The following is a 25,374-nucleotide window of genomic DNA, read 5'->3' as shown; positions in this document are numbered from 1 at the left end:
CAAGTGGGGCTCTGGTTCGGACACTTGCTTCATCGCTGGACCTTCATCGCTGGACCTTCATCGATGGCTCTTCATCGCTGGCCTTCATCACCGGACAGGGTTCCGCCGGTTCGGCTCAGCGCCACTCAGCGCTGCTCGGCACCGCACGGCGCCACTCAGCGCCCGGCGAGCGGACGGAACAGCCCCTCCTGCATCACGGACACCACCAACTGCCCCTTCCGGTCGTAGATTTCACCGCGGGCCAGGCCGCGCGCGCCGTGTGCGATCGGCGACTCCTGCCGGTACAGCAGCCAGTCGTCGGCCCGGAACGGGCGGTGGAACCACATCGCGTGGTCGAGCGAGGCCATGTCGAAGTTCCGTTCGCCCCACAGGGGTTCGACGGGTGCGCGGACGGCGTCGAGCAGCGTCATGTCGCTGGCGTAGGTGAGCGCGCAGACGTGGATCAGCGGGTCGTCGGGCAGCGCGCCGTTGGTCTTCAGCCACACGCCGCTGCGGGCCTCGACGCCGTCGAGCTCCTCGCGGGTCCACTTGAGCCGGTCGACGTACCGGATGTCGAAGGGCTGGCGGCGGCTGATGAACGGCGGCAGTTCGCCGAGCCGGGAGCCGACCTCGTCCAGCGCGCTCGGCAGGTCCTCGGGGGCGGGGACGTCCGGCATCGGGAACTGGTGCTCGATGCCGCCGGGTTCGGGCTTGTGGAAGTCCGCGGTCAGCGCGAAGATCGACCGCCCGCCCTGGATGGCCAGCACCCGGCGGGTGGTGAAGGAGCGGCCGTCCCGGATCCGGTCGACCTGGTAGACGATCGGGACGCCCGGCATGCCAGGACGCAGGAAGTAGGAGTGCAGCGAGTGCACCGGGCGCTCGTCGTCGACCGTGCGGCCCGCCGCGACCAGCGCCTGGCCGGCGACCTGCCCGCCGAAGGTGCGTTGCAGCGCCTCCTCGGGGCTGCGGCCGCGGAAGATGTTCAGCTCGATCTGCTCCAGGTCGAGCAGTTCGACGAGCTGGTCGACGGGGGTTCCCATGTATGTCGCTCCCTCTCCTGGCGGCCGGGCGGGGCTGGGTGTGCCGCCGGACGCCGTGTTCCGTCCAACACAAGTCTCCGCGCCCACCGGGAATTCCCGCCCTCCGGCACGCGGCGGCAAGCCGGTACACCCACCGACCGCACCGCCCACCCGTCCCACCTGCCCCACCCACCACGCCCACCGACCGGGTCGGCCCCGCCCGCCACTCGCCTACTCCAGGCCGGACTGCCGCACCGTGATGTTCAGCCGCCCCACCAGGCCGAGGTCCGGGTCGGCCGTGCCCGGCAGCGTCCGCACCACGCCGTGGTACGCGAACCGCATCGGGCCGCCGAACACCAGCAGGTCGCCGCTGCGCAGCTCCAGGTCGGTCCACGGGCGGGTCCGGGTCTCGGTGTTGCCGAGCCGGAAGACACAGCTGTCGCCCAGCGACAACGACACCACGGGCGCGTCCACCCGCTCCTCGCGGTCCCGGTGCAGGCCCATCTTCGCGCCGTGCGGGTAGTGGTTGACCAGCGCGACGTCCGGCGCGAAGCCGGCCGCGCCCGCGATCCCGCCGACCTGGTCGTCGTACGCCTCCGCGACCGCCCGCCGGGCCAGCTCCCCCAGCCGCGACGGGAACGCCTTCACCGGCGCGCCGTCACCGTCCACCACCGTGCGCGCGTACCCGTACGGGTACCAGTGCCAGCCCAGGCACACCGTCCGCACCGACATCACCCCGCCGGTCGGCAACGTCACCGTCCGCATCCCCGCCGGCGGCCGCGCCCACTCCCGGCACGCCGCGACCAGCTCCCGCTGCTCCCCCGGCCCCAACCACCCGGGCACCAGCACCACCCCGGGCGCCGGTTCCTCGCGCTCACGCCCGAACAGCTCCCCGGCGAACACCCCGCCACCACTCACCCCTCCATGCTCCCACCGGAGCACCCCCGCTCCCCCGCCCCGCCCCCGCCACCGGCCCCCGCCCCGAACAACCCGCCCGCACCCGAGCCCCCACATGCGCGGACCCCCGTCCCATCGGACCCTGGGGAAAGGACGTTGCCGGTTGGCGGAGGAGGCGCGATGCATCCGTTGGAGTTCCGGGTGGTGGACCTTCCCGAAGAGTCGTCGTACCAGGCGGCGGTACTGGTGCTGGGGCAGCACCGCGCGGTGCTGATCGGTACGGGCCTGCGGCTGGCGGACGGACAGCGGCTGGCCCGCGAGGTGGCGTCCTCGGGGCGGCGGCTGGGCGCCGTACTGGTGCCGGACTCCGCACCGGAGTACTGGCTCGCGGCGGAGGCCCTCCGCGACGCGTTCCCGGAGGCCCGGTTCCTCGCCCCCGCGCCGGTGCTGGCCCGGATCGAGCGCAGCCACCGCGAGGTCCGCACCGCGTGGGCCGGACTGGGGACGGAACTCCCCACCCGGCTGGTCGGGTTGGAGCCGCTGGACGAGGACGCGGTGGAGCTGGAGGACCACCGGCTGGAGCTGCGCGGCACGTCCCTCGGCCTGCCCGACCGGCACTACGTGTGGGAGCACCGCAGCCGGACGCTGCTCGGCGGCCCGCTGCTGTGGCTGAACGTCCACCCTCGGCTCGCCGACACCCCGCACGCCGCCCAGCGCACCGCGTGGATCGACCTGCTGGACGAGATCGCCGCCCTCGAACCGCAGCTCACCGTCCCGGGCCACCGCCACCACACCACCACGACCGACCACACCCCCGACCCGATCGCCTGGACCGGCGACTACCTGCGCGCTTTCGAGACCGAACTCGGCAAACCCGTCGCCCCCGAGGAGGTCGAGGCCGCGCTGCTGCGCCGCTTCCCGGACGCCGCCCTGCCCGCCACCGTGGCTCCCGGCGTCCGCGCCGCCCTCGCCCACCCATGAGCCCCACCGGCTGAGCCCCACCAATGAGCCCCACCAATGAGCCCCACCCATGAGCCCCGCCGGCTGAGCCCCGCCCCACAGCCCCCACCCGCAAGCGCCACCCGCAAACGCCGCCCGCAAACCCCGCCCGCAGCCCCCACCCGTGGTCGAACCCCCTACGCCAACAGCCCGAGCTGCCGCGCACAGCTCCCCCATGCCTGCCACCCCTGCCGTCGCAGGATCTCCTCCCCGACCGCAACCTGCTGCGCCCGGCCCGCCCGGTCCGGCCGGTCGGCGTAGCGCAGGCCGCCGGCGTCCACCCAGGTGGGCAGCCAGATCTGCAGGCCGCCGTAGTAGCCGTTGCCGGTGTTCGCGTGCCAGTCGCCGCCGCTCTCGCAGTCGGCGATCCGGTCCCACACCAGGTCGGGCGTCGGCTGCCGGGCGAGCCCGAGGACGGCGACCGCCGACAGCAGGCCCAACGCGAGCAGCGCAGCGGCCCGAACGTTGACAGTTGTCCGCATCCCCCGACGCTAGGCAGCGCCCCGACCCGTCCACCTCCGCAGTGCACCCACCCGGTCCAACCGGACGAACGGCCACGAACAGAAACGAACAACCACGAACAGCCACGGACAGAAAACGGCGGAAGCCGCCACCCCAACACCAGGGTGGCGGCTTCACGCCGACAGGAGAGGATCAACGGATCCCGGAGGAAGCAGCAGTGCTTCCGAAGATGTCTCAGACGGACAGAACCTGGCCGGGGAAGATCAGGTTCGGGTTGCCGCCGACGACACCGGTGTTCTTGTTGTACAGGTCGTGCCAGTCGACGCCCAGGCCGGCGGCGATCTTGGACAGGGTGTCACCGGACTTGACGGTGTAGCCGTTGCCCTTGGCCGTGTTGGCGGCCGCGCCGGAGTTGTTCTTCCAGGTCTGCTTCGGGGCGTCCTGGGTGTTCGGGGCCTGCGCGCGGGACTCCGAGCGGGAGGCCTTGGCGGAGGTGTCCGCAGCAGCGGTGTTCGACTTCGAGGAGTCGGACTTCGCGGCGGTCGAAGAGTTCGACGAGGTCGACTTCGGGGTGGAGGTCGACGGGGTGGAGGTCGACTTCGAGGAGGAGGACGAGGAGGAGGACGAGGAGGAGCCCGCGGAGGTGTCGACCTGGGCAGCGGCGCCGCCCTTGGTCAGACCGGCCTTGACGGAGCACACCGGCCAGGCGCCGGGGCCCTGGGAGGCGAGGACCTTCTCGGCGACGGCGATCTGCTGCGCCTTGGTGGCCAGGTTGGCCTGCGAGGCGTAGGCGGTGCCACCGAAGGCGGCCCAGGTGGAGGAGGTGAACTGCAGGCCACCGTAGAAGCCGTTGCCGGTGTTGATCGACCAGTTGCCGCCGGACTCGCACTGCGCGACCTTGTCCCAGGTCGCGACGTCGGCGGCGGAGGCCGTGTTGGCCGTGACGAGGCCGGCCACCGGAGCGGCGAGCAGGGCGCCGCCGACGACAGCCGCGCGAACGCGGTTGCGCTTGGAGGTGGTGGTGGCAGCGGCAGTCTCGTTACGGAAGGTCATGAGATTCCTCTCGACATCCCCGGGATGGGCAGGCGGAACCAGACCCAGTGCAGGGCCGTGTTCGCTCGCCAAGTCCGGTGGGCGGCCGTGCACGTGTCGGACGTGCCGCTGCCGCCCCGGCCACCTGTCCGCATCCCCGGCGGCGGCTGGCTGCCGTCGCGCCGGTGGCGCATGGTCCGGGTCCGGGGTGAGCCGGGGCGGACCGTTGCGTCGGGGGTGAACCCGGGAGGTGCTCGATGCACCGGCCACGAACCTACGAGCCGGTGCCCGGTCGGCCAAACAGTTTCGCGTTGTCCCAGGTCATTGATGGGTTACCGAGGGTATCGATCAAGCAAACGCAGAGCAGATGTCCATTTCGTCCGCTTTTCCCAAGATCAAACGATCTGCGAATATGGTCCCGGTCACAGTTTGACCCGTGTGAGGTCGGGCACAGCGTCGACAGATAGCGACCCCCCGTGCACACAGGGCAGTCAGAAGCCGTGCAAATCCCGTCGTCCGGCCGGCCACCCGTGACCCCAGCCACAACCTCCCGTTGGTAATGGCGGTCGGCGCGCCCCGCGCCGCGCACCCGGAAGTCCCACCGGGCGCACCCAGAACACCAGGGCGAAACGAGGAGTCTTTGTGCCGCGCATGCTTGAGGTGAGCGAGGACGTACGCGCCGAGATCGGCGACGACGAGGCCGAGAGCCTGCTGGCCGGAGCCCATGCTCCGGACGCGTACGACTGCACCTCGTGCCGACTACCGGGCGACTCGCTGCGCGAACCCACCAGCACGGTGCTGTTCGTCGGCGACGAGACCGCAGTGCTGGCGTTCGCGCACGCCCGCTGCGTCCCGTCCCAGGTGGTGCCGGTGGACGAGCAGCAGCTGCGCGGCGCCGTCGCCTCGATCAGCCAGGGCGGCACCGCCCCCGCCCCGCAGCCCCCGGCGCCGCAGCCGGTCGCCCTGGTGGACATCCCGGTGGACATCCCGGAGCCGATCGCCCCGGTGCCGCCCGACCGGCCGCAGCCCGCCGTACTGGGCGTGACCTGCGGCATCGTGCTGTGCGGCGACACCCAGCACGCCGCGCTGGTGATCGAGCCGACCGGTCCGGTCGGCCGGCCGGGCAGCGCGAGCGGCACGGACGAGTTCCTGTCGCTGCTGACCGAGCACGGCTTCCAGCTGATCCAGGACGTCAACCGGGCGCCGGCCCGGCCGCGGGCCGGCTGGTCGGTGCTGATGGCGATGGGGCAGCTGCACGCGATCCTCCAGCCCTCGGCGACCGGCGGCTCGGCCGCCTGGTGGCAGGCCCACCAGGCGCTCCAGGTGACCCCGGCGTGGCGGGCCGCGGCGGCCCGCAAGTCCGAGGTGATCATGTTCGCGGTGCCGGCCGGCGCGGTCGGCCGCCAGCCGCGCGAGGACCTGCTGCGCCTTGCCCTCGACCGGGCCGCCGCCCGCGGCGTGCTGGCGGCGGGCATGCTCCCGCTGGCCGGTACCTGAGAGCGGGGGCGCACCGATGACCGACCCCGTGAACGACCCGGCCGCCACCGGCTCGTCCGACACCGCGTCAACCCCGGCCGCCCGGGCGGAGGTTGAGGACGCCCGGGGCGGCGGGCCGGCCATAGGACCGGGGGTGGCGGCCCCCGCATCCCAAGCCGGTCTCGCTCGTTGGCTCCTACGTGTACAGCTACGACGTCTCCTCCACCGGCCGCCCCTCCTCCCCCGTCGCCCGTTCGATCCCGAGCATGCGCCCGTCGTACGACGCGGAGCACCCGGTGTCGGCCACGCCGATCTACGACTCGCTGTACTCCGAGTACCGGCGGATGTTCCGGGCGCTGCCGGGCGACCGCTCCGGCGAGGAAGGGCTGAGGTTCACCGGCTTCGCGGTCCGCGACCAGCACAGCCGCGAGCAGCACCTCCGTGACCAGGTCGGCCGCGACCAGCACCTCCGCGACCAGCACCTCCGCGACCCGCACGGCCGCGACCAGCACGTACGTGATCAGCACCTCCGCGACACGCACGTCCGCGACCAGCAGCCGCGCGAGGTGGCGGCGGAGCGGCGCGATCCGGCGCCGTACTCGCAGCAGCACCAGTCCTTCGAGACGTACGTGGGGCAGGCCCCGGGCGCGCCGCAGTTCGGGCCCGTGCCGGGGTCGGCCGCGCAGGCGAACGGCCAGGGCTGGGTGGCGACCGGCTACCTCGGCCCGTCCCCGCAGGCCCCCGCCCCCGCCGCTCCGGCCCCCGCCCCGACCGCCGGGCCGACGGGCGGTCGGCACCGCTCGGTGCTGTCGCTGCCGCCCGGCCGCGACGCCTGAACTCCGACGCCTGAACACCGACGCCTGAGCACGAACGCCTGAGCACGGACGCCGCCGCCCGTGCTCAGACGCACGGACGTCGGCGCGCGCAGATGCAGATACGGCTGTGGGCCGCGGAAGCACCTCCCCGGTGCCCGCGGCCCACAGCCGTATCCGTTCCCTGCTTACTTCTTCTTGCGCTTCTCGCGCACCCGGACCGAGATCGAGATCGGGGTGCCCACGAAGCCGAACTCCTCGCGCAGCCGGCGCTCGATGAAGCGGCGGTAGCCGGCCTCCAGGAAGCCGGACGCGAACAGCACGAACCGCGGCGGGCGGGTGCCGGCCTGGGTGCCGAACAGGACGCGCGGCTGCTTGCCGCCGCGGATCGGGTGCGGGTGCGCGGCGACGAGTTCGCCGAGGAACGCGTTCAGGCGGGCGGTGGGGATGCGGGTCTCCCAGCCGGCCAGCGCGGTCTCGATCGCGGGGACGAGCTTCTCCATGTGGCGGCCGGTCTTCGCCGAGACGTTCACCCGGGGCGCCCACTGGACCTGCACCAGGTCGCGCTCGATCTCGCGCTCCAGGTAGAAGCGGCGTTCCTCGTCGAGCTGGTCCCACTTGTTGTAGGCGATGACGACGGCGCGCCCGGCCTCGACGGCCATCGAGATGATCCGGGTGTCCTGCTCGGCGAGGGTCTCGCTGGCGTCGACCAGGATGACCGCGACCTCGGCCTTGTCCAGCGCGGCGGAGGTCCGCAGCGAGGCGTAGAAGTCGGCGCCGGAGGTCAGGTGGACCCGGCGGCGGATGCCGGCGGTGTCGATGAACTTCCAGGTCTTGCCGCCGAGTTCGATCATCTCGTCGACCGGGTCACGGGTGGTGCCGGCCAGCTCGTTGACGACCACGCGGTCCTCGCCGGCGACCTTGTTCAGCAGGCTGGACTTGCCGACGTTCGGCCGGCCGATCAGCGCGACGCGGCGCGGGCCGCCGGGGACCAGGCCGTCGCCGAACAGCTGCGGCGGGGCCTCCGGGAGGACCTTCAGCACGGCGTCCAGCAGGTCGCCGGAGCCGCGGCCGTGCAGCGCGGAGACGGGGTACGGCTCGCCCAGGCCCAGCGACCACAGGTACGCGGCCTCGGCCTCGGTGGACGGGCCGTCGACCTTGTTGGCGCACAGCACGACGGGCTTGCCGGAGCGGCGGATCAGCTTGACCAGCGCGTCGTCGGTGTCGGTGGCGCCGACGGTGGCGTCGACCACGAACAGCACCGCGTCGGACTGCTCGATGCCGAGCTCGGCCTGCGCGGCGACCATCGCGTCGAGGCCGAGGACGTCGATCTCCCAGCCGCCGGTGTCCAGCACCTTGAAGCGGCGGCCGGCCCACATCGCCTCGTAGCTGACCCGGTCACGGGTCACGCCGGGGCGGTCCTCGACGACCGCCTCGCGGCGGCCGATGATGCGGTTGACCAGGGTCGACTTGCCGACGTTCGGGCGGCCGACGATCGCCAAAACCGGCATCGGGCCGTGGCCGTCCAGGTCGGCGTCGATCTCGGAGGCGTCGAAGCCCTCCTCGGCGGCCAGCGCCAAGAACTCGGCGTACTCGGCGTCGCCGAGCTCGCCGTGCACAGCGGTGGTGTCGTTGCTCATGTTCCGTCTTCCATTTCCCGGCCCGGCCCTTCCCAGGGGCGGACCGTGCGTACCTGCCCGGCGGGCAGCGCGAACCGCGCGGATCTCGCGCGGTCGGATCGTTCGGGGGGTTCGGGGGTCAGGCGGCCGTCAGGCCGGCCCGGTCCTCGACCAGTGCGGTGATCGTACCGATCACCTGGTCGAGGGTGAGTTCGCTGGTGTCGACCAGCTCCGCGTCCGCGGCCCGGGTCAGCGGGGCGGTCTCGCGGGAGGAGTCGGCGGCGTCCCGGCGGGCCAGGTCGGCGGCCATCGCGGTGATCGTCGCCTCGTCCAGGCCCTTGGCGCGCAGCTCGGCGGCCCGGCGCTCGGCACGGGCCTGCTCGGACGCGGTCAGGAAGACCTTCACGGTGGCGTCCGGGAACACCACGCTGCCCATGTCACGGCCCTCGGCGACGATGCCGCGCGCGGCGTGCGAGGCGCAGCCGCGCTGGAGCTCCACCAGCCGGGCCCGCACCGCGGGGACCGCGGCCACCGCGCTGACCTTGGCGGTCACCTCGGGGCCGCGGATCGGGCCGGACACGTCCTGGCCGTCCACGGTTATGGTCGGCCCGGCGGCGTCGGTGCCGGAGACGATGACCGGCTTGGCGCAGGCGATCGCCACCGCCTCCGGGTCGTCCACGTCCACCTCGTTGGCGAGCATCCACCACGTCATGGCGCGGTACATCGCGCCGGTGTCCAGGAAGCTCAGGCCGAGGCGCGCCGCGACTGCCCGCGACACCGTCGACTTGCCGGAACCCGAAGGCCCGTCGATGGCGACGACGACCGGGCTGTTCGACGCTCGGTCGACACTGTCCACGGGGCGAACCTCTCTCTCACGACACACGAACTCACCTCAAGGTTAATGGACTCGCGCGCCACCCCGTCCCGGCCCCGTCCCGGCCCCGCCCCCGGTCAGTGGCAGTGGCCGCCCCGACCCAGCGTCTCCACCGGCGACGCCCCCGGACGCGTCCACTGCGGCGCGGGCCGCCCGGTCGGCCCCCAGGCGGGGGCGCCGTCCGCGTCCGTCCGCCAGAACCAGCTGATGGGCGCGCCGTGCCCGCCCACCGGCGACCCGACGTCCGGCGCTTCGGGCCAGCCCTCCGGGACGGCCTCCCAGCCCTCCCGGCGGCCGTACGGCGTCATGTCGAGCAGCGCGAGCGAGCCGTTGATCCGCTCGGTGCCGCGGCCGGTCGTGGTGTAGGTGAGGAACACCCGGTCGCCGTCCCGCAGGAAGCTCATCAGCCGTCCCATGTCGCCGCCGATCGGCGCGGGCGCGTCACGCACCGAGAACCACGGCTGCGGGTAGCCCATGAACTCCACGTACGGGGCGACCTCCGCCCACGGGCCGCTGGTCAGCACCGCGAACGAGACGCCCCGGGCGTTCAGGTACGAGGCGTCCCGCAGGTGCCACGCCACCATCGTGCAGCCCTCGCACTGCCCCTGGAACGGCGCCCCGTCCCACCACATGTGCTGGTATACGACCAGCTCGTCGCGCCCCTCGAACAGGTCCCGGAACGGGACGGCGCCGCCGGCCCCCACCACCTCGGCGGCCCCGTCCACCTCCACCATCGGCAACGCCCGCCGCGCCGCCGCCAGCGCGTCCCCCTCCCGGGTGTGCGCCTTCTCCCGCGCCAGCAACTCGACCCGCGCCGCCTCCCACGCCGCCGCGTCGACCACTGCCGGCCGCCCGCCGGTCCCGCTCATCACCATCACGCTCCGTCCACCGGACCGGACGCCCCAGCGGCGCCCACCCGTACAGACGGTGCTCGCCCGCCGAACTCATCGGCCGGGCGGCAACTCGGGTTCCCGGGGCGGCGGAACCCCCGGGGCGGCGGAACCTCAGTCCCGCACGCCCCAGCCGCGCTCCCGGAGCCCCGCCACCAGCGTCCGCCCCACCGCCGGCGCGACAGCGAGCTGCACGTGGCCGACCTGCTGCCCCGTCGAGTGCTCGATGGTCACGTCCTCGATGTTGACCCCGAGCGAGCCGACCTCCCCGAAGAGCCGGCCGAGTTCGCCGGGCTGGTCGCCGAGCACGACCGTGACGGTCTCGTAGCGGGTGGGCGGCGCCCCGTGCTTGCCCGGGATGCGGGCCTGCCCGGTGTTGCCGCGCCGCATGACGGCCTCGATGCCGGCCGCGCCCGCCCGCCGTTCGTTCTCGTCGGCCGCCTGCAGGGCCCGCAGCGCCGTGACGGTCTCCGCCAGGTCGGTCGCGAGGTCGTCCAGCACGTCGGCCACGACCCCGGCGTTCGCGGACAGGATGTCGATCCACATCGCCGGGTTCGAGGCCGCGATCCGGGTGACGTCCCGCACGCCCTGCCCGGAGAGCCGCACCGCGGTCTCCTCGGCGTGTTCCAGTCGCGCCGCGACCAGCGAGGACAGCAGTTGCGGCGCGTGCGAGACCAGCGCCACGGCCCGGTCGTGGTCGGCGGCGTCCATGACGATGGGCATCGCCCCGCACAGCGCGACGAGTTCGAGCGCGGCGTTGAGCGTCTCGGTGTCGGTGTCGGCGGTGGGCGTGAGCACCCACGGCCGACCCTCGAAGAGGTCCGCGGTGGCGGCGAGCGGCCCGGAACGTTCGCGCCCGGCCATCGGGTGCGAGCCGATGTACCGGACGGTGTCCAGGCCCAGCGCGGCGATCTCCCCGCGCGGCCCGGCCTTGACGCTCGCGACGTCCGTGTAGCAGTGGGCGAGGCCCCGCCGCTGGCAGTCCGCGAGGACCTTGCCGACCAGCGCCGGCGGCACCGCGATGATCGCCAGGTCGACCGGCCCGTCGGGGAGTTCGATGGTTCCGGCGCCGAGCGAGGCGGCCGTGCGGGCGGCGTCCTGGTCGGTGTCCTCCAGATACACGCTTATGCCCCGGCGGGTGAGGGCGAGCGCGGCGGAGGTGCCGATCAGTCCGGTGCCGATGACGGCGGCAGTGCGCATGGCGGGTTCTCGTCTCCCTGGTCACGGTCGTGGCCGGGCCATTCTCCCGCACCGGTGGGCGCGCGGCACGGTTCGGCCGACGCGCAGCGGAAATCCGGGTGCGGTGGCGGCGGTTGGGTGCAGACTGGGCGCCCGGGTCCGGGCTTCGGGCCGGTGGCGAAGGGGGCGAGGTGGCGGGGCAGCAGGCGGTGTGGGAGTCGAGGTTGGACTCGGTGGTGGTGCACGCGGCGGGCGCGGTGTGCCGGCGCCGCGCGTCGGGGGTGCTGCCTGCGGACGGCCGGGTGCGGGTGGCGGGGCTGCCGCAGCTCGCGGCGGAGGGTTCGCTGCGGGTGCGGGTGCTGTCGGGCTCGGGCCGGGTCGTGGAGGCCCGCGTCGAGCCTGCGGAGCGGGTCCGCGAGGAGGACGAATCGCCGTCCTGGGAGCGGGAGTTGACGGAGCTGGGCGCGGAGCGCGACCGGCTGCTGGCGCGTCGGGAGCGGCTGGAGCTGCGGATCCGGGAGGTCGCGGCGCTGCGCCCGGTGCCGCCGCAGCGCCGCCGCGACGAGGGGCTGCGGCGGGCCCCGGCGGACGCGGTGCTGGAGCTGGCGGAGTTCGTGGACGCGCGCCTGGAGGTGCTGCAGGAGCTGGCGGTGGAGCTGGAGCAGCAGGTCCGGGTGGCGGAGCACGCCTTCGACGTGGCGTCGGTCCGGGCGCGGCAGCGGTCGAGCGCGGAGCGGCCGGGCGGCGTGGAGTCGTCGGCGCAGGCGCTGGTGACGGTGCGCGGCGCGGGTGCGGTGGAGCTGGAGGTGGAGTACGCGGTGCCGGGCGCGGTGTGGCTGCCGACGTACCGGTTGGCGCACCGGCGGGGTGAGCGGGCGGCGCGGCTGGTGCTGCGGGCGTCGGTGGCGCAGCGGACGGGCGAGGACTGGTCGGGGGTGCGGTTGGCGCTGTCGACGGCGGACCTGGCCCGGCCGAGCGGGGTGCCGCGGCTGAGTTCGCTGCGGATCGGCCGCCGTCAGCCGGCGCCGGCGCCGTCGGGGTGGCGGGCGCAGCCGGCCGGGCTCGACGAACTGTTCGCCGGCTGGGAGGTCGCGCAGGCGTCGAAGCCGGTGCCGGAGGCGCCGCTCGCGATCGGCGCGGCGACGGCGGGCCCGGCCCCCGGGTCCCCCAGGCCGGCCGCTCCGGCGGCGCGGGCCCGCAGCGCGGGCTTCGCGGGCCGGCCGGGCGGCGGGCGCCCCACGACTCAGGCCCTGCCCCCGCCGGCGGCCGCGCCGCCCCCGCCGGGCGCGCCCGCGCCGTCGGCCCCGGGCGCGCCGATGGCGTACGGCGGGGCGGCGCCCGCGGCCTTCCTGTCCGCGCCGTCCCCCGACCTGGCCGCACCCGCCGCCCCGGCCGAGCCCGCCGACCCGCGCCCGTCCTCGGACCAGCTCGACTACGCGGGCCTGGTGCTGGCGGGCCCGCAGGAGGAGTCGTTCCGCCGCGGCCGCCTGTTCCCGCCGCCCGAACCGCGGTCCGGCGCGGGCGCGTTGCGCGGCGCGGAGGAGGTGGGCCGGCTGCCGCTGCCGCGGTTCGGCGTGCCGCCGCGGGTGTCGGCGGGCTCGTTCGACCACCGTTTCGACGCGCAGGCCCCGGCGGACATCCCGTCGGACGGCGGGTGGCACACGGTGACGGTGGCGGAGCTGCCGGTGGAGGTGGCGACGCGTTACGTGTGCGTGCCGTCCGTCGAGGAGGCGGTGTACGCCGTGCTGGAGCTGGCGAACGGCACGGCGCACGCGCTGCTGGCCGGGCCGGTGGAGGTGTCCGTGGACGGCGACTTCCTGCTGACGGCGAGCCTGCCGACGCTGGTGCCGGGCGGGGTGCGGGAGGTGGGCCTCGGCCGGGCGGAGGAGCTGCGGGTGGCTCGGCACAGCGAGGTCCGGGAGTCGACGTCGGGGGTGCTCAACTCGACGACGGTGCTGGAGCATTCGGTGCGGATCGAGCTGGTGAACCGGCTGCCGCACGAAGCGTCGGTGGAGGTCCGCGAGCGGGTGCCGGTGGCGGGCGAGGCGGAGGTGCGGATCGAGGAGCGTCCGGGCTGGTCGCCGCCCGACGAGCCCACCGCGCAGGTGCCGCCGTCGGCGCGGATCCGCCGGGTGGTGGTGCCGGTCGGCGGTTCGGCGGAGCTGACGGGCGGCTATGTGGTCCGTATCCCGGCCGGTAGGGCCGTGGTCGGCGGGAACCGGAGGAGCTGAAGCGTGTACGAGGAGACTTTGCCCCTGCCGGTCACCGCGGTCACCTGTCTGGAGGACCGGGCGCAGGTGGAGCGGACGGCGGAGGTCGAGCTGGCGGCGGGTGTGCACCGGCTGCGGCTGGGCCCGGTGACGGCGCTCGCGGTGGACCGTTCGCTGCATGCCCGGCTGCTCGGCGCGGACGGCGCGGAGACCGGTCGCGGCCGGGTGCTGGACGTCCGCCTGGTGCGGTCCTGGGAGCCGCCGGCGCCGCTCGCGCCGGGCCCGGACGATTCGGCGCTGCGCCGCCGCGTCCACGACCTGGAGCGCGCGTACGCGGCGGAGTCGCGCCGCCAGGACCGGCTGGAGGCGCGCCTGGCGCTGCTCGCCCAGCTGGCGGCGGACCTGCTGCGGGAGATCGGCGAGGGCGCGGGCGTCGGCGAGCTGGAACAGGCCCGCTGGTCGCGCGAGTTGGACCGGGTGGACGCCGAACGGGAGTCGTACGGCGAGCAGTTGCGGGCGTCGCGGCAGCGCGCGACGGAGCTGATGGCGGCGCAGGGGAACGCCGAACTGGCGCTGGCCCGGGCCGAGCAGGAGCCGGCCGAGCTGCGGGCGTTCGTGGAGCTGTCGGTGGAGTGCGCCGAGCCCGGCCGGTTCCTGGCCCGGGTGGGGCACCTGACGGCGTGCGCGCTGTGGCGGCCCGCGTACCGGGCCGAACTGGTCGGCGGCGCCCTGCGGTTGGAGACCGAGGCGGTGGTGTGGCAGCGCACCGGCGAGGACTGGTCGGGCGTCGCGCTGACGCTGTCCACGGCCCGTTCCGCGTCGGCGGGCGAGCCGCCGGCGCTGGCCGAGGACCGGCTGGTGCTGCGGGAGCGTTCGGCGCAGGAGAAGAAGACCGTCGAGGTGGAGCTGCGCGAGCAGGTGATCTCCGACGCGGGCCCGCTGGAGCCGGGCCTGCCGGGGGTGGACGACGGCGGCGAGGTGCGGGTGCTGCGGGCCGCCGAGCCGGTCTCGGTGCCCTCGGACGGGCGGGCGCACCGGGTGCCGGTGAGCGCGTTCGAGACGGCGGCGCGCAGCGAGTTCGCGGCGGCGCCGGAGCTGTCGGAGCTGGTGACGGAGGTGGTGTCGTTCCGCAACGCCTCGGGTCACGCGCTGCTGGCCGGCCCGGTCGACCTGGTGCGCGGCTCCGGGTTCACCGGCCGGGGCACGCTGGAGTTCACGGCGGCGGGCGCGCCGGTGCGCCTGTCGTTCGGTTCCTCGGACGGCCTGCGGGTGGTCCGCGAGGCCGACGAGCGCCGCGAGGGCGCCGGCCTGGGCGACCGGCGCACCCTGCTGACCCGCACGGTGCGCCTGCACCTGTCCCGGTTCTCCGCGCCCGGCGAGGACGCCGAGCAGGTGGTGACGGTCCGCGAGCGGATCCCGGTCTCCGAGGTGCAGGCCGTCGAGGTGCGGCTGCGCAAGGACCGCTGCTCGCCGCCGCCGGACGAACTGGACGCCGACGGCGTCGTCCGCTGGGAGGTGCCGCTGCCACCGGGCGGCCGACGCACCGTCACCCTGGTGTACGAGGTGTCGGCGACCGCGAAGGTGGCGGGCCTGTGAGCGACCGACAGGCCGTCAACTCCGGTACAAAAGAGACATGATCTACCATCTCGCCCCGCTGGACGACTGGCTGCGCGACCCGGGCCGGCCGTACACCGCCGCCTCGCTGCTCACCGAGGGCTTCCTGCACTGCTCGCCGGACGAGACCACGGTGCTGGCGGTCGCCAACCTGTTCTTCCCCGACGCCCCGGATCCGCTGATGGCGCTGCTGATCGAGGAGAAACTCGTCGAACCGATGGTGAAGTGGGAGGCGGCCACCGGCGGCCCGCCTCCCGGCAGCACCCCGGGGGTGCTGTTCCCGCACGTCTACGGCCGGCTCAACCGGACGGCCGTGCTGGGCCTGGAGAAGCTGGAGCGCGGCCCGGACGGCCGCTGGGCCGCGCTGCTCCCCTGGAGCTGATCGGCAAGCCCTAGAGCCAGCCGCGCTCGCGGGCCGCCATCCCGGCCTGGAACCGGGTGGTGGCCCCGAGTTCGCGCATCAGGCCCTGCAGGCGGCGCTGGGTGGTGCGGGCGCTCCAGCCGAGCGAGCGGGCGATCGACTCGTCGGTGAGGCCGGCGGCGAGCAGCCCGAGCAGCTTCAGGTGGTCGGAGTCCGGCCCGGGGCCGTCGCCGTCGCCGATCACCGTCTGCAGCGGCACGGCGCGTTCCCACTCGGCCTCGAACAGCGCGTCCAGGGCCTGCAGCAGGGCCGACGGGTGGATGACGTACGCGGCGTCCAGGACGCTGTCGCCGACGCTGATCGGGATGATCGCCATCTTGTCGTCGGCCATCATCATCTTCATCGGCAGCACCGGCCGCACCCGGGCCTCCTCGCCGTCCTCGACGCCGGTGAGGATCTCCTGTTCCAGCCGTCCGGGCCAGGCGATCGCCTCCTTGTCGAAGACGGTGCGGATCCGCACCCCGGCCTTGAGCTTGGCCCGCTGCCGGGGCTGCTGCACGGTCGGGTCCTGCACGTACGGCGGGCAGTCGAAGCCGCGGATCTGGTACTGGCCGGACTCCACCAGGTGCTCCAGGCGCTGCGCGATCGCCTCGCCGCCGGTGAGCACCTCCACCGAGTGCGCCGGGTCGGTGTACCGGGACGCCTCCCGGAACGCGTCCATCAGCCGGTGCATCTCGGCGCGGGCGGAGCGCAGTTCGGCCTCGCGGTGGCCTATCAGGGTGCCGATGGCGACGTCGGGGGCGACCGCGAGGTAGCGCTCCCGGTCGACCGGGGCGCGGGTCGCCATGCCCTGTTCGGCGAGGCGGTCCAGGCCCTGCCGGCACTGGTCCAGCGTCAGGCCGCACTGTTCGGCCAACTCCTGGGCGGTCGACTGCGGCGAGACGACCAGCGCGGCGTACACCTGGCCGTCCGGCCGGCCGAGGCCCAGCACGGTGAATGCGTCGAGCATGAACTTCCTTCCCCCGCCGCCCCGTCCCCTGACGCGATGGCGCACTTCCGCCACGCGCCGGGGCGAACTTCGGTGGCAATCTTCTGCCAACGGGTCGAACGATAGCAAGGCCGCACGGCCCTGCTCACCGGTCAAGACCGGGCAAAGCTCTCCGTACACGCCGAAAGCCCGCCCGCCGACACGCGGCGGACGGGCTCCCGGAACGGTCCTTACAGCCCGACCTCGTTCATCAGCGCACCGACCTCGGGGTTGGTCAGGCGGCGCAGCCAGCCCGACTTCTGGTCGCCGAGCGAGATCGGCCCGAACGCGGTGCGCACCAGCTTCTCCACCGGGAAGCCGACCTCGGCCAGCAGGCGACGCACGATGTGCTTGCGGCCCTCGTGCAGGGTCACCTCGACCAGGTAGTTCTTGCCGACGTTCGAGATCACCTTGAAGCTGTCGGCGCGCGCCCAGCCGTCCTCCAGCTCCACGCCCTTGGCGAGCTGCTTGCCCAGGTCGCGCGGGATCGGGCCCTGGATGGCCGCCAGGTACGTCTTGGTGACGCCGTACTTGGGGTGGGTCAGGCGGTGCGCCAGCTCACCGTGGTTGGTGAGCAGGATCAGGCCCTCGGTCTCGGTGTCCAGCCGGCCGACGTGGAACAGCCGGGTCTCCCGGTTGGTCACGTAGTCGCCCAGGCACTGGCGGCCCTCCGGGTCCTCCATGGTGGAGACCACGCCGGCGGGCTTGTTCAGCGCGAAGAACAGGTACGACTGGGTGGCGACGGTCAGGCCGTCCACCTTGATCTCGTCGTTCATCGGGTCGACCCGCAGGCCCTGCTCGACCACGCGCTTGCCGTTGACCTCGACGCGGCCCTGCTCGATCAGCTCCTCGCAGGCCCGACGGCTGCCCATGCCGGCCCGCGCCAGCACCTTCTGCAGCCGCTCGCCCTCCGCGCCGACCTCCTTGCCGGGGCCCTCGTGCCGGGCCAGCACCCGGTCCTCGATGCGGCCCTGGAGCTCGCGCGAGCGCTGCGGCTGACGCCGCGGGTCGCCGGGCGCGCCCTGCCCGTCCCGACGCGGCCGGGGCGCCGCCCCGGGCTTGCGCGAACCGTAGGCGCTGTACGAGGGCGTCGCGTTCGGGCCGCCGCCGAACTCGGGGCGGTCGTACTTGCGCTCCTCCGGCCGCAGCGGCCGGTCCGGGTAGCGGCGCTCCTCGCGCCCGCTGCCGCCGCCGCGCTGCGACGAGCCGCCGTACGAACCCGAGCCCGAGCCCGAGCCGTACGACGAGCCCGAGCCGCCGCGGGACTGCCCGCCCCGGCCACCGCCCTGGCCGCCCCGGCCACCGCCCTGGCCGCCGCCCTGGCCGTACGACGACCCGCCGCGGCCTCCGCCGCCCTGCTGGCCGCCTCGGCCGCCCTGTCCACCCCGGCCCTGACCGCCGCCGCTGTTCCTGCCGTTGCCACTGCTACGCATCAAAATGTCCGTACGTCGTATTTGTCTGGGTCCGGTCGGCCTGGTTCGGCCCCTCCTGTGCGGCGGCGACCGCCTGCGCGATCATCGTGCCCTCCAGGGACTCCGCTTCCACGTCGTCGACCTCGGGCAGGAAGGGCGCGAGCTCCGGCAGCTCGTCCAGGCCGCGCAGCCCCATCCGTTCCAGGAAGTAGTTCGTCGTCCGATACAGGATCGCTCCGGTCTCGGGCTCGGTGCCGGCTTCTTCGACCAGTCCTCGCTGTACCAGGGTACGCATCACGCCGTCGCAGTTCACACCACGGACCGCGGAAACCCGCCCGCGCGACACCGGCTGCCGGTACGCGACCACCGCCAACGTCTCCAGTGCGGCCTGCGTCAGCCGGGCCTGCTGCCCGTCCAGCACGAACCGGTCCACCGCCGCCGCGCACTCCGCACGACTGTAGAACCGCCACCCGCCGGCCACCTGCCGCAGCTCGAAACCGCGCCCCTGCGCCGTGTACTCCGCCGCCAACTCCCGTAGCACTGCGGCCACTTCACCCTCGGACGCGTCCAGTACCGAGGCCAGCCGCTGCCCCGGGACCGGCTCGTCGGCGACCATCAGCACCGCCTCCAGCGCCGCCCGCAACGGCACCCCCTCCGGGGCCGCGGGCCCCGGCAGCGCGAGGACGCGTTCCACCGGCTCGACCCGCTCGCCGTCCGGGTACGCCGATTCCTGCCACTCCCCGGGCCTGGCCTGCCCGGGCAGGCCCAGGGCCCGCCGCGGCCGCTGCTCCGTCATCGGGTCCCGCCTTCCCCGCCCGCGGGGCGGTCGAACTCGTCGGTCACCTCGACCGTCCGGTCCCCCTCGGCGACCCAGCGCACCACCAGCTCCTCCAGAGCCTGCGGCTGCTCGAACGCCAGCACCTTCTCCCGGTACAGCTCCAGCAGCGCCAGGAACCGCGCCACCACCACCAGCCCGCTGTCCGCGTCCGCCACCAGCCGCCCGAACGTCGCCTCCCCCAGCGCGCTCAGCCGCTCCACCAGCACCGACGCCTGCTCGCGCACGCTCACCGGCGGCATGTGGATGTGGTCCACGTACACCGCCGGCTTCGGCTTCGGCACGAACGCCTTCGCCGCCAGCTGCGCGAACCGCTCCGGCCCGATCGACAGCACCACCTCGGGCAGCAACTGCGCGTGGTGCGGCTCCAGCCCGACCGTCCGCGGCCGCCGCAACGCCTCCGCGGCCCACCGCTCGGCGAACACCCCGGCCGCTTCCTTGTACGCCCGGTACTGCAACAGCCGCGCGAACAGCAGGTCCCGCGCCTCCAGCAGCGCGAGATCCTCCTCGTCCTCGACCTCCGCCACCGGAAGCAGCCGCGCCGCCTTCAGATCCAGCAGCGTCGCCGCCACCACCAGGAACTCCGTCGCCGCGTCCAGGTCCCACTCCGGCCCCATCGCCCGGATGTGCGCCACGAACTCGTCCGTGACCTTCGACAACGCCACCTCGGTGACGTCCATCCGGTGCTTGGCGATCAGCCCGAGCAGCAGATCGAACGGCCCCTCGAAGTTCTCCAACCGGACCTGGAACATAACGTCCCATTCTGGCAGAACGGACAGCGATCACCGGGGCGCGAGGGACTGCGCGAGCCGGAAGGCGCACGTCGGCAAGATCGCGGCTCAGGCAATGACCTGCACGTGGACGCGCCCCGGCGTCAGCGCCCCCGAAGTCGCCGAACGAGGATCGACGCCTCGCCCCGCTGCTCCAGATCCGCCAGAACGACGGAGATCGCCTCGCGCACCACCCGCCCGCGGTCCACCGCCAACCCGTGCTCCCCGCGCAGCACCAGCCGCGCGTGCTCCAGGTCCATCAGCTCCTCGGCGGACACGTACACGGTGATCTTCTCGTCGTGCCGTTCCCGCCCGGACGGCCGCCGGGCCCGTCCGCGCCCGCGCACTGTCGTGGTGGTGGCCGCCGCCCGTCGCGCCGCCTCTGCGGGGTCCTCCGCGCGCCCCGCAGGGGCAGCCTGGGGCTCCGGCCGGGCCGCCGGGACGTCCGCCGTGCGGCCCGCCCCGGCCCCGCCCTCGTTCGCCTTCGGGGGCTCCCCCGAGGGCCCGCCGCCGGAACCGCTTCCGTTCCCGTTCCGTGCGAGCGAGGGCGACAGGGCCATTCCGCCGGTCGCCCGGAACAGTTCGTCGGCCCCCGGGAGGCTCACTCGACGGGGCGGCACCGGTCGAGCACCTCCCTGGCGAGCTGACGGTAGGCGGCCGCGCCGACCGAGTTGGTGGCGTAGGTGGTGATCGGCTCGCCGGCCACGGTGGTCTCCGGGAACCTGACGGTCCGTCCGATGACGGTGTGGAAGACGTGCTCGCCGAACGCCTCGACGACCCGGGCCAGCACCTCGCGCGAGTGCACGGTGCGGGAGTCGTACATGGTGGCGAGGATGCCGTCCAGGCGCAGTTCGGGGTTGAGCCGCTCGCAGACCTTCTCGATGGTCTCGGTGAGCAGCGCGACGCCGCGCAGCGCGAAGAACTCGCACTCCAGCGGCACGATGACGCTGTGAGCGGCCGTCAGGGCATTGACCGTCAGCAGGCCCAGCGAGGGCTGGCAGTCGATGATGACGTAGTCGTAGTCGGGCAGCAGCGGCTTGAGCGCGCGGGCCAGCGCCGACTCGCGGGCGACCTCGCTGACCAGCTGCACCTCGGCGGCGGACAGGTCGATGTTGGACGGCAGGAGGTCCATGCCGGGGATGGCGGTCTTCAGCAGGACCTCATCGGCCGTCAGCCCCCGCTCCATGAGCAGGTTGTAGACCGTGACGTCGAGTTCCATCGGGTTGACGCCGAGGCCGACGGAGAGCGCGCCCTGCGGGTCGAAGTCCACCAGCAGGACCCGGCGGCCGTACTCGGCGAGTGCGGCGCCCAGGTTGATGGTGGAGGTGGTCTTGCCGACTCCGCCCTTCTGGTTGCACATCGCGATGATCTGCGCGGGGCCGTGCTCGGCGATCGGCGCGGGGATCGGGAAGTACGGCAGCGGACGGCCGGTCGGTCCGACCCGCTCGCGGCGCTGGCGGGCCGCGTCGGGGGCCAGCGTGGCGGCGTACTCGGGGTCCGGCTCGTACTCGGCGTCGGGGTCGTCGTACGGCCCGTAGCCGAGCTCGCTGTAGGCCAGCCCGTACGCCGCGAAGTCGGCGTCGTAGTCGGTGGCGGCCGTCGCCGCGCTCTGGCGGGCCTCGAAGGTGCGGACCGCGACCGAGCCGACCTCCTGCGCACCCACCGTGGCGTGCCGGGCTTCCTCGTTCGGCTGCCCGGCGGAGAGCTCCGCCAGTCCTGGCTGACCACCCCCGGGAGCAAATGTCGACTCATTCACAAGTCGTCTTACCTCCTTGGACATCCAGGACTCTATGTCGATTCGTCAGCGTGGCAGCATGCCAACGGTTTGCGACTCTAGGCCGTTTCGGGCATTCGCAGCAACACAATCCACGGTAGTGGGCCGGTTGTGTCGGCCACTCACCCACCCCGTGTCAAGAGACGACCCTAACGTTTCCGCGCAGGCGACGGGTCATGAGGGGGCGTCAGGTGTCCTTGTCGACAGAGCGGGTGACAAACCGCACCGGAATTGACCGCCCGTGGACACCTCCGGACACCTGACCGACGCCCCCGACCCCGTTTCGGGCATGCCGAAGCCCCCGGACCGAAAGCGAAGGACGGCCGGGGGCGACAGCGGGTGCGGGGCGTCAGGCGAGGACGCTCTCCAGCGAGACCGACTCCAGGCCGAAGGCCTCGGCGACGGCCGGGAAGGTGATCTGACCCTCGTGGACGTTCAGGCCCTTGGCCAGGGCGGCGTCGCGGCGCAGCGCCTCCTTCCAGCCACGGTTCGCCAGCTCCACCACGTACGGCAGGGTGGCGTTGGTGAGGGCGTAGGTGGAGGTGTTCGGGACGGCGCCCGGCATGTTCGCCACGCAGTAGAACACCGAGTTGTGGACCTGGAAGGTCGGCTCGGCGTGCGTGGTGGCGTGCGAGTCCTCGAAGCAGCCGCCCTGGTCGATGGCGATGTCGACGAGCACGGAGCCCGGCTTCATGCGGGAGACCAGCTCGTTGGTGACGAGCTTCGGGGCCTTGGCGCCCGGGATCAGCACGGCGCCGATGACCAGGTCGGCCTCGACGACGGCCTTCTCCAGCTCGAAGGAGTTGGAGACGATGGCCTTGATCTTGTTGCCGAAGATCTTGTCGGCCTCGCGCAGCTTGTTGATGTCGCGGTCCAGCAGGGTCACGTCGTAGCCCATGCCGATGGCGATGGTGGCCGCGTGCCAGCCGGAGACGCCACCGCCGATGACGACGGCCTTCGCCGAGTGGGTGCCGGGCACGCCGCCGGGCAGGGTGCCGCGGCCGCCGGCCGGACGCATCAGGTGGTACGAGCCGACCTGCGGGGCCAGCCGGCCCGCGACCTCGGACATCGGGGCGAGCAGCGGCAGGGCGCCGTTCGGCAGCTGCACGGTCTCGTAGGCGATCGCGGTGGTGCCGGACGCGACCAGCGCGTCGGTGCCCGGGCGGTCGGCCGCCAGGTGCAGGTAGGTGAAGAGGGTCTGGCCCTTGCGCAGTCGGTGGTACTCCGACGCGATGGGCTCCTTCACCTTGAGGATCATGTCGGCCGCGGCCCACACCTCGTCGGCGGTGGGGAGGATGGTCGCACCGGCGGCCACGTACTCCTCGTTGGGGATCGAGGAGCCGACACCGGCGTTGTCCTCGATGACGACCTCGTGTCCGTTGCGGACCAGCTCATGCACACCGGCAGGCGTGATGGCCACGCGGTACTCGTGGTTCTTGACCTCGCGGGGGATGCCGACCTTCACGGCTAACACGTCCTCTTGCCATGGGGGATTCCTACCGGGGGAAGACCGGCGGGAGACGCACACGAAGGGCACAACGGGGGCTACCGGTGCATAGATCTATGCGCGACTGAGTTTGATTGTAATGAAGCCCAGTCGGCGTGTCAGCCTTCCAAAGCGAACAAATCAGCTCGACTCATTGGCAGGTTCGTAGGCTTGCACGCGTTCTGAGGCCATTTTTCGGGGTAAACACCCCACTCACGACACTACTCCGAAAGTGGACGAAGTCCCTCCTGGCCGAGGTGCTGACGCAGCCGCGCGGCCAGCGCCGCAACCTGCCGCTCGCCCTCCGCCTCGCCGAGCCGGCGCAGCACCGCCGCCGCCGACCGGTACTCGCGCAGCGCCTCCTCGAAACGCCGCAGCGCGATGTGCGCCTCCGCCAGCCGCACCAGCAGCCGGGCCTCGGTGACCTGGTCGCCGACCGCCTGCCGCAGCGCCAGCGCCCGCCCGTACGCGTCGGCGGCCCGCAGCGGATCGCCCAGCGCCCGGTGGCAGTGGCCCACCGCCTCCAGCGCCCGCGCGCAGCCGGCCTCGTCGCCCGCGCCCCGGGACAGCTCCACGGCCCGCCGGTAGCGTTCGGCGGCCTGCTCCCAGCGGTCCGCGTCCGCCTGGAGATCGCCGAGGTTGAGCAGCGCGGCGGCGGCCCGGCGCGGGGAGCCCTGCCGCTCGGCGACCTTCAGCACCGACTCGTGCAGGGCGTGCAGGTCCGCCGGCGCGGCCTCCCCGGTCAACGGCAGCGCCCGCAGCAGCGCCGCCACCAGGCGTCCCGCGGTGCCGTCCAGGTCGCCCTGGCCCACCGCGTCCGCGACGGCGGCCAGCAGCTGTTCGCGCTCCCCCAGCAGCCACTGCCCGGCGTGCGCGGCCGAGCGCAACCGCAGCGGCCCCGGCAGCGGATCGGGGTTCGGACCGGCCGCCGGGTCCAGCAGCAGCCGCGCCGAATCGACCAGCCGCACCAGCCGCTCCAGCAGCCGCGCCCGGGCCAGCTCCAGCTCGGACGGCCGGTCGACCTCGGTACGCAGCTCCAGCAGCCGCCCGTACAGCCGCCCCGGCACCCGGTAACGCTCGGTGCCGTCCGCCGCCGGCGGCTCCCGCTCCAGCAACTCCAGCTCGGCCAGCGCCGCCAGCCCCGCCCCGGCCTCCGGCGCCGGACAGCCCACCAGCGCCGACGCCGTCCGCAGGTCCACCTGCTGCCCGGGGGCCAGCGTGCACAGCCGCAACAGCCGCGCCCGGGCCGCCGGCAGCCGCCGGTACGCGGGCTCGAACGCCCCCCGCAACGGGTCGCCCTCCACCACCGGCACGGTGTCCGCCTGCTCCGCCGCCTCCTCGCGGGAGCGCTCCCGCGACTGCTCCGGCGGACGCCGCAACCTCTCCGCGGCCTCCGTGACGGGCAGTCGGGGCTCGCCGCGCAGCCAGCCCGCGGCCAGCCGCAGCGCGGCCGGACGGTTCGCGCACGCCTCGGCGAGCTCGGCCGCACCCACCGGGTCGCAGGAGATCCGGGTGCCGCCGACCAGCTCCGACAGCAGATCCACCGAGACCCGGTGCTCCAGGCCGCCCAGGATCACCGGGTCGATGCCGTCGATGCCCGTCAGCGGCCCCGAGGTGGTCGCCAGCAGCACCGAACCGGTCTTCTCCGCCAGCAGCGGCCACACCTGCCCGGTGTCCCGCACGTCGTCCAGCAGCAGCAGCGCCCGCCGCGACCCCAGCGCGTCCCGCAGCGCCTCGCACGCCGGGTCCTCCTCGGCCGCACCCGGCAGCAACGCCAGACCGGGCTGCTCGCCCAACTGGTCCAGCAGCATCCGGGCGGCCCGCCCCGACCCCACCCGCGTCCCGTCCGGCGCCGACATCCGCGCGTACAGCAGCCCGTCCGGGTAGTCCCCGGCGACGCTCCGCGCCCACCGCACCGCCAACGCGGTGCGGCCCGAACCCGGCCGCCCCGCCAACACCAGCAACCGCCCCCGCCCCGCCGACGGCCGCCCCGCCGCCACCGTCAACGCCGCCAGCTCCGCCGCCCGCCCCCCGAACGGCCGAGCGCCTCCCGGCAACGCGTCGAAGACCCCGGCCGCCTCGGCCACCGCCGCCGCATCCCTCGCCACCCGCGCCACTCCCGACCCGTCGCCCAGCGCCCCGGACCCGCACACCGGGCCCTGTCCGCGAAGCGTAGTTCGACCACCCCTCCCCACCCACCCACCCCAGTCCCCACCCACCCCCACACCACCCACCCGGAGCAGGCCAGAGCGACACCCCCCACGCAGCGCACAGCCAGAACCGACCAGAAACACCACCCCCGCCCCGCACGACTCCCCGCACGGAGCGCACCCTCAAGACGACCGGGCCGCCCAAAGCGCGCCCGTCGGCCGAAGCCCGCCGACACCGCCGCGGACCAGCCCGCGCGACATCACCACCACCCCACCCGCGCGAAGCGCGTCCCCAACACCCCCACCACCCCGCGCGGAGCGCACCCCCAACACCCCCACCACCCCGCGCGGAGCGCACCCCCAACACCCCCACCACCCCGCGCGGAGCGCACCCCCAACACCCCCACCACCCCGCGCGAAGCGCACCCCCAACACCCCCACCACCCCGCGCGAAGCGCACCCCCAACACCCCCACCACCCCGCGCGAAGCGCGTCCC

General features: G+C 74.0%; 22 protein-coding genes. 6 read left to right on the top strand and 16 right to left on the bottom strand.

Annotated elements, in window-relative coordinates; genetic code table 11:
- Positions 1-155: 155 nt before the first annotated feature.
- Complete coding sequence (locus ACFV4P_RS30925; protein ID WP_073818919.1) at positions 156-1,019, bottom strand: acyl-CoA thioesterase II; 864 nt, start codon at positions 1,017-1,019, stop codon at positions 156-158.
- A gap of 210 nt (positions 1,020-1,229) precedes the next feature.
- Positions 1,230-1,916, bottom strand: a complete 687-nt coding sequence (locus tag ACFV4P_RS30920) for an alpha-ketoglutarate-dependent dioxygenase AlkB family protein (RefSeq protein WP_380476770.1) — start codon at positions 1,914-1,916, stop codon at positions 1,230-1,232.
- A gap of 159 nt (positions 1,917-2,075) precedes the next feature.
- On the opposite strand from ACFV4P_RS30920, the gene ACFV4P_RS30915 reads away from it, so the two are divergent.
- Positions 2,076-2,876, top strand: a complete 801-nt coding sequence (locus ACFV4P_RS30915; RefSeq protein ID WP_380476768.1) for an MBL fold metallo-hydrolase — start codon at positions 2,076-2,078, stop codon at positions 2,874-2,876.
- A gap of 155 nt (positions 2,877-3,031) precedes the next feature.
- Here the strand turns inward: ACFV4P_RS30915 and ACFV4P_RS30910 are convergent, their stop codons facing one another.
- Positions 3,032-3,376, bottom strand: a complete 345-nt coding sequence (locus ACFV4P_RS30910; protein ID WP_380476766.1) for a transglycosylase family protein — start codon at positions 3,374-3,376, stop codon at positions 3,032-3,034.
- A 214-nt stretch (positions 3,377-3,590) separates the two neighbouring features.
- Positions 3,591-4,409 carry a transglycosylase family protein gene (locus tag ACFV4P_RS30905; RefSeq protein ID WP_380476764.1) on the bottom strand — a complete coding sequence of 273 codons (819 nt, stop codon included), beginning with the start codon at positions 4,407-4,409 and terminating at the stop codon, positions 3,591-3,593.
- Between the two features lie 621 nt (positions 4,410-5,030).
- Here ACFV4P_RS30905 and ACFV4P_RS30900 point away from each other — a divergent pair.
- Both ACFV4P_RS30900 and ACFV4P_RS30895 read left to right on the top strand, forming a co-directional pair.
- The gene (locus ACFV4P_RS30900; protein ID WP_380476762.1) at positions 5,031-5,885 is read left to right on the top strand and encodes a hypothetical protein; all 855 of its coding nucleotides are present in this window, start codon (positions 5,031-5,033) and stop codon (positions 5,883-5,885) included.
- Between the two features lie 179 nt (positions 5,886-6,064).
- The gene (locus ACFV4P_RS30895) at positions 6,065-6,700 is read left to right on the top strand and encodes a hypothetical protein (RefSeq protein WP_380476760.1); all 636 of its coding nucleotides are present in this window, start codon (positions 6,065-6,067) and stop codon (positions 6,698-6,700) included.
- Positions 6,701-6,864: 164 nt separating this feature from the next.
- On the opposite strand, the gene der is transcribed toward ACFV4P_RS30895, so the two are convergent.
- The 4 genes from der to ACFV4P_RS30875 all read right to left on the bottom strand — a co-directional run bounded on the left by der (position 6,865) and on the right by ACFV4P_RS30875 (position 11,259).
- Positions 6,865-8,316 (bottom strand): ribosome biogenesis GTPase Der, encoded by a 1,452-nt coding sequence (gene der, locus ACFV4P_RS30890; protein ID WP_380476758.1) that lies wholly within the window; start codon positions 8,314-8,316, stop codon positions 6,865-6,867.
- A 118-nt stretch (positions 8,317-8,434) separates the two neighbouring features.
- On the bottom strand, positions 8,435-9,151 hold the full coding sequence (cmk, locus tag ACFV4P_RS30885) for a (d)CMP kinase (RefSeq protein ID WP_380476756.1): 717 nt from the start codon (positions 9,149-9,151) through the stop codon (positions 8,435-8,437).
- Between the two features lie 95 nt (positions 9,152-9,246).
- Positions 9,247-10,038 carry a DUF899 family protein gene (locus ACFV4P_RS30880; RefSeq protein WP_380476754.1) on the bottom strand — a complete coding sequence of 264 codons (792 nt, stop codon included), beginning with the start codon at positions 10,036-10,038 and terminating at the stop codon, positions 9,247-9,249.
- A gap of 135 nt (positions 10,039-10,173) precedes the next feature.
- On the bottom strand, positions 10,174-11,259 hold the full coding sequence (locus tag ACFV4P_RS30875; protein WP_380476752.1) for a prephenate dehydrogenase: 1,086 nt from the start codon (positions 11,257-11,259) through the stop codon (positions 10,174-10,176).
- 170 nt (positions 11,260-11,429) lie between these two features.
- Here ACFV4P_RS30875 and ACFV4P_RS30870 point away from each other — a divergent pair, with 170 nt between their 5' ends.
- Genes ACFV4P_RS30870 through ACFV4P_RS30860 form a run of 3 tightly spaced genes read left to right on the top strand, consistent with a single transcriptional unit; the run spans position 11,430 to position 15,444 of the window.
- Positions 11,430-13,469 (top strand): DUF4139 domain-containing protein, encoded by a 2,040-nt coding sequence (locus tag ACFV4P_RS30870; protein ID WP_380476750.1) that lies wholly within the window; start codon positions 11,430-11,432, stop codon positions 13,467-13,469.
- Positions 13,470-13,472: 3 nt separating this feature from the next.
- The gene (locus ACFV4P_RS30865) at positions 13,473-15,044 is read left to right on the top strand and encodes a DUF4139 domain-containing protein (protein ID WP_380476748.1); all 1,572 of its coding nucleotides are present in this window, start codon (positions 13,473-13,475) and stop codon (positions 15,042-15,044) included.
- 37 nt (positions 15,045-15,081) lie between these two features.
- On the top strand, positions 15,082-15,444 hold the full coding sequence (locus ACFV4P_RS30860) for a DUF952 domain-containing protein (protein WP_073818898.1): 363 nt from the start codon (positions 15,082-15,084) through the stop codon (positions 15,442-15,444).
- Positions 15,445-15,454: 10 nt separating this feature from the next.
- On the opposite strand, the gene ACFV4P_RS30855 is transcribed toward ACFV4P_RS30860, so the two are convergent.
- The 8 genes from ACFV4P_RS30855 to ACFV4P_RS30820 form a co-directional block, all read right to left on the bottom strand.
- Complete coding sequence (locus tag ACFV4P_RS30855; protein WP_073818896.1) at positions 15,455-16,432, bottom strand: helix-turn-helix domain-containing protein; 978 nt, start codon at positions 16,430-16,432, stop codon at positions 15,455-15,457.
- A 209-nt stretch (positions 16,433-16,641) separates the two neighbouring features.
- Positions 16,642-17,883: a pseudouridine synthase gene (locus ACFV4P_RS30850; RefSeq protein ID WP_380476745.1), complete on the bottom strand. Its 1,242-nt coding sequence runs from the start codon at positions 17,881-17,883 to the stop codon at positions 16,642-16,644.
- Entirely contained in the window at positions 17,876-18,478 is a 603-nt protein-coding gene (gene scpB / locus ACFV4P_RS30845) for an SMC-Scp complex subunit ScpB (protein WP_380476865.1), read from the bottom strand. The genes ACFV4P_RS30850 and scpB overlap by 8 nt, the downstream gene beginning before the upstream one ends.
- A gap of 176 nt (positions 18,479-18,654) precedes the next feature.
- Entirely contained in the window at positions 18,655-19,449 is a 795-nt protein-coding gene (locus ACFV4P_RS30840; protein ID WP_380476743.1) for a segregation and condensation protein A, read from the bottom strand.
- A gap of 122 nt (positions 19,450-19,571) precedes the next feature.
- Positions 19,572-20,027, bottom strand: coding sequence for a hypothetical protein (locus ACFV4P_RS30835; protein WP_380476864.1), 456 nt, complete (start codon positions 20,025-20,027; stop codon positions 19,572-19,574).
- 41 nt (positions 20,028-20,068) lie between these two features.
- Positions 20,069-21,130, bottom strand: a complete 1,062-nt coding sequence (locus ACFV4P_RS30830; RefSeq protein WP_380476863.1) for a ParA family protein — start codon at positions 21,128-21,130, stop codon at positions 20,069-20,071.
- Positions 21,131-21,590: 460 nt separating this feature from the next.
- Positions 21,591-22,706 carry an alanine dehydrogenase gene (gene ald / locus ACFV4P_RS30825; protein ID WP_073818885.1) on the bottom strand — a complete coding sequence of 372 codons (1,116 nt, stop codon included), beginning with the start codon at positions 22,704-22,706 and terminating at the stop codon, positions 21,591-21,593.
- Positions 22,707-22,948: 242 nt separating this feature from the next.
- The gene (locus tag ACFV4P_RS30820) at positions 22,949-24,835 is read right to left on the bottom strand and encodes a tetratricopeptide repeat protein (RefSeq protein WP_380476741.1); all 1,887 of its coding nucleotides are present in this window, start codon (positions 24,833-24,835) and stop codon (positions 22,949-22,951) included.
- Between the last annotated feature and the right edge of the window lie 539 nt (positions 24,836-25,374).

The organism is Kitasatospora sp. NPDC059795 (assembly GCF_042732175.1).
Taxonomy (GTDB): Bacteria; Actinomycetota; Actinomycetes; order Streptomycetales; family Streptomycetaceae; genus Kitasatospora.
Note: the sequence above shows the minus strand (reverse complement) of the source record. Positions and strands in the feature narration are given on the sequence as shown.